The organism is Actinomycetota bacterium (genome assembly GCA_014360655.1).
In the GTDB taxonomy this organism is placed as follows: domain Bacteria; phylum Actinomycetota; class Geothermincolia; order Geothermincolales; family RBG-13-55-18; genus JACIXC01.
This window is the reverse complement of record JACIXC010000033.1, coordinates 1-3,198: the sequence shown is the minus strand read 5'-3', so window position 1 is coordinate 3,198 and position 3,198 is coordinate 1. Positions and strand designations below refer to the sequence as shown.

3 protein-coding genes and 1 pseudogene are annotated in these 3,198 nt (G+C 51.0%); 2 read left to right on the top strand and 2 right to left on the bottom strand.

Annotated elements, in window-relative coordinates; translation table 11 throughout:
* Positions 1-444: 444 nt before the first annotated feature.
* Entirely contained in the window at positions 445-1,446 is a 1,002-nt protein-coding gene (locus H5T73_12805) for a hypothetical protein (protein MBC7248637.1), read from the top strand.
* Positions 1,447-1,585: 139 nt separating this feature from the next.
* On the opposite strand, the pseudogene H5T73_12800 reads toward H5T73_12805, so the two are convergent.
* Positions 1,586-2,493: pseudogene (locus tag H5T73_12800) on the bottom strand (DDE-type integrase/transposase/recombinase).
* Positions 2,490-2,837 carry an IS3 family transposase gene (locus tag H5T73_12795; protein MBC7248636.1) on the bottom strand — a complete coding sequence of 116 codons (348 nt, stop codon included), beginning with the start codon at positions 2,835-2,837 and terminating at the stop codon, positions 2,490-2,492. The pseudogene H5T73_12800 and the gene H5T73_12795 overlap by 4 nt, the downstream one beginning before the upstream one ends.
* A gap of 137 nt (positions 2,838-2,974) precedes the next feature.
* Here H5T73_12795 and H5T73_12790 point away from each other — a divergent pair.
* Positions 2,975-3,198 (top strand): helix-turn-helix domain-containing protein (locus H5T73_12790; GenBank protein MBC7248635.1); only part of this gene is annotated, 224 nt, incomplete at its 3' end.

The following is a 3,198-nucleotide window of genomic DNA, read 5'->3' as shown; positions in this document are numbered from 1 at the left end:
ACCTCAACTTCCTCACCCCCTCGGTATAGGTGCTCTCCGAGGGGATTTTCGGTACCTCGCTTCGAGTAGATTTTTATTTTGAGGCAACGAATCCGTTTCGTGTAGAAAAATTATGAGTCAATTCGACCATGTTTCTGAACCCGGGCACTAAAGGTATAATATACAATAAATGATAAGAGAAATTTCTAGCAGCAAGTCTTATTAGGGTTAATTGAACAAAGTTTTGCTTGGAGCCGTCTGATGTCAAGCGCAATAGTTTCTGGGATTATCGTTTGGTTTATTACCACATTGTTATACCTTATACTCTCATATATCTTCAGTGAACCAATCAATGCTTTTATTGCTAGGTATAAATCCAAAAGATTATATGAAAAAGCGCACAAGAGAATAGAAACGGATTATTCATCTTTCAACTTTTGGCTACTAAGGTCTTCTCAACACATCATGAATATCGACAACGCCCCCGAAGGATATGCTATAGAGAGAATCACTATTGAAAACCCAAACAAGAAGTTTTTCATTTTGCCACCGAAGGAGCTCATTGAGCATCGATCTTTTAATTGCTACGTTGACACAGATCTAAGCTTTAACGGAAGCGATAATTTCTCTGATCTTCCTGATGAAATACGGGATAGAATAGAACCTTTCAGAAAATTTGTTGCTAAATTATTATTGAATGGCAGAATGGGCTATAAGTTTAACGCAAAAAGCTTTGGAATATTATCTTTTAACTATAGCCGCACCGGCCTCGGAGAACTGAATACCCTAAATCTTGAAGTTTATGAGAGCGACTTCTTTACGAAACAAGTGTTACATTTGATTTATAGGGATCTATTCGAAAGTGGTAAAATAGAAATTCAATCGCAGGATGACATTCAAGCGCACCCATTGGTTAAATTCCTATTGCCATCGCTTGGAGTCAACGCAGTTGTTGAAACGCCCGATCGCTTTATTCTAATAACAAAGCGATCAGCCAGAGTTGTAAACTCGCCATTCGTTAGATATCACATCTCGATGAATGAAGGCTTGAGTATCAGCGATTATGATTCAACATATAAGAGACCAAGCATTAGCGAATGCTTGAAAAGAGGTCTGGAGGAGGAGCTCGGAATAAAAAGGGAATTTGATCCCATTGAGAGCTTTGCATTCTACAATCTATTCTTCATTAAAGAAATTGGAGAGCTTGGCATATCGGCACATGTAAAACTGGTTGACAACCCAATATTTTACGCGGACAAAATACCTGAGTTGGCCCCGATTTCTAAAGATGGTGCTTTTGAATTTGAAGGTAAGCCAATACCGGTAGTCTTCGGGAAGAGAGAAATTCAAGAATTTATTAAGAATTCGTTCAAGGAAGCAGGCAAAACTACCGTTGATGATGTTTGGGTTCCCCACGGACTATATGTATTGATGGTCGTCTGCGCATATAAGAATATATTCGTTTAGATTGATATTGGGTTTAACCTTGTTTTCTGCAATTTTCATGCTAAATCCTTTAATATCAGAAAAATATAGTTATTTGATGGTGTACCGCACCCGGTTTCCTGGACACAACTTTGGCTTAAAGCAAGCCTACGATCATCGCTCATGCCGCCTCGCTCTCGTAGTAGGCTCTCCCGGCGTCTTGAGGGCTTAGGTAGCCGTTCTTCTCGATGAGCCACTGGTGGTTGTAGAGCTCCACGAAATCCGATACCGCCTGCCTTACCTCCTCCAGGTTCTTGAACGCCCTGCCGTAGATGACCTGTTCCTTCGGGGTGCGGAAGCACCTCTCCACCACCCCGCCTGCCCGGGGCTGCTCCGGAAAGGCGAAGCTGGGGGCCATCCCCCGGGCCCTGACCTGCCTCTGAAAGTGGTCCGAGAGGTACCGGCTGCCACGGTGGATGCGCAGGGAGAGCCCGCGGGCCGCTCCCGCCTCCACCGACCGGAACTCGGACATGGGCCCCCGGGCCACGGGCTCACACGCGGCGAAGCGGTCGCCGCGCTTGGTTACGTGCCATCCCGTACATTCCGAGTTCCAGTGCTCCAGGCAGGCGAATACCCATCCCCAGCCGTCATCCGTCGTGAACACCTTGGCCCCGTCGGTCCCCCACATGACGTTGGGCTCACCGGTTACGATCCTTCCCGTGTGCTCCCGGGAGGCTTCCGGGGCACGCGGTGGGGGGAGAGCGGGTTTGCCTCGCGCGTGATGCGCAGCACCCGCTTTCTTGCTACCGGGATGCCTTGGCGGAAGCGCAGGCGGGCCCACACCTTGCTTCTGTCCTCGCCGGTGAAGGGGGAGGAGGAGAGGTCCTCCCGGATGAGGGCCAAGAGCTCTTCGCCGGATACCTCCGTCTTGGGGCCGGGCTTTTTCCTCTCCGGTGCGGGCGCCTCCTCATTCGGGCAGGATCTGGGGCATTGACTTGCGTAGAAGGAGGAGCGCGGTATGCCCCAGGCGGCGCAGGTCCTCACCACCCCGTACCGCTTCCCGGTCGAGGGGGATATGGCCTCGCTCATCTCCGCGGCCTCCTTTGCAGTAAAGACTCCTTGGCCTCGCAGCGCTTTCGCAGCAGCTCGTTCTCCATCGAGAGCTCGCCGATCTTCTTCATCGCACAGTCGAGCTGCTCCTGGATGGGGTCACCCTCTCTTCTGGAAAGTCCCGCCTCCATGGAAGCCAGGGCCTTGTCCCGCCACTCCTCCAGGCGCCAGACCTCCACCTGAAGCTCACGCGAGAGGGTATCCAGCGGCTCGCCCCTTAAGATGCGGATGACCACCTCCGCCTTCCTCTTCTTGCTCCAGCGTCCCTTGGGTCCTACGGGGCCTTGATGCAGCCCCCCGGCAATGGGCGTCACCTCGCCCAACCTAGACCCCGTTTCATTCTCCTTTGACCTCTCATTCCCGCTTGCAACCTCCGGCATCTGCCCAGGTTCATAAACATGGTGGACACCCCCTATACTTGCTTTGTGTAGTAAAAGAAGCAGAGCAAGGAGGTGTCCAAATGAAGGGTTCAGTTGGAACCACTACTAGTATCTACCACACCAGGCTTCCCCATCAATGGGAGTTGGAGAGAATGATGGGCGAGGTCCTCTCCAGGGAGGCCAGAAGGAGGCTGCGCTGGATAGAGCACTTTCGCAGCTGCGGAAATGCCAGGATGACCTGCCGCCACTTCGCCATCTCCCCCACCACCTTCTACAAGTGGCTGAAGAGGTACCTGAAACGGGG

Excerpts from the sequence above, each read along its gene's own strand:
- H5T73_12805 (MBC7248637.1), top strand. The coding sequence starts at position 445 with ATGAATATCGACAACGCCCCCGAAGGATATGCTATAGAGAGAATCACT.